Below are 697 nucleotides of genomic sequence, written 5' to 3' on the forward strand. Positions count from 1 at the left end.
GTTTGGGGCTCCCCCCTCGTGCCCCAAACCGCCCGGCAGTGCACGTGCCCCGGGCACGTCACCTCAGGCTAGTTGACCGAGCGTCAGTGTCCAATCACGCTATCGACACCCGGTCATCGGTCTGCTTATCGTTGGTGAGCCGAGAGTGACCGCGAGGGCCTGCGCCGTGCGTCCGGAGGGGATATGGACCTGGCCCTGCTGCGCACGTTCCTCACCGTCTACCGGACCGGCTCCTTCACCCGGGCGGCACCGCTGCTCGGCCTGTCGCAGCCCGCCGTCACGGGCCAGATCCGCAGCCTGGAACGACACCTGGGGCGCCCGCTGTTCGTGCGCGGCGCCCGCGGCGTCACCCCGACGACGGTCGGTGAGGAACTCGCCCACAAGGCCGCGCCGCATCTCGACGCGCTGCTGGCCATCACCGAGGCGGACCTCGACCCGGCCTCCCCCACCCGCACGCTGCACCTCACCGGACCACCGGAGTTCACGCGGCTGCGGGCCCTGCCGGCGCTGGCGCCGCTCGCCGCGCAGGGGGTGGCCCTGCGCGCCTCCTTCTGCTCCGCCGAGGACTGCCTGGCCTCGCTCGCCGCCGGCCACCACGACCTGGCGATCACCACGGCCCGCCCCAGGGGCGAGGAACTGTCCGCGACCGCGCTCTGCGACGAGGAGCACGTGCTCGTCGGCGCACCGCGCTGGGGGG

1 protein-coding gene is annotated in these 697 nt (G+C 73.5%); it reads left to right on the top strand.

From position 1 onward, the window contains the following. Positions 1 to 183 precede the first annotated feature (183 nt). On the top strand, positions 184 to 697 hold a 514-nt coding region (locus ACYVE9_RS29610), incomplete at its 3' end, for a LysR family transcriptional regulator (RefSeq protein ID WP_461030950.1).

It is taken from the genome of Streptomyces sparsus (assembly GCF_054776295.1).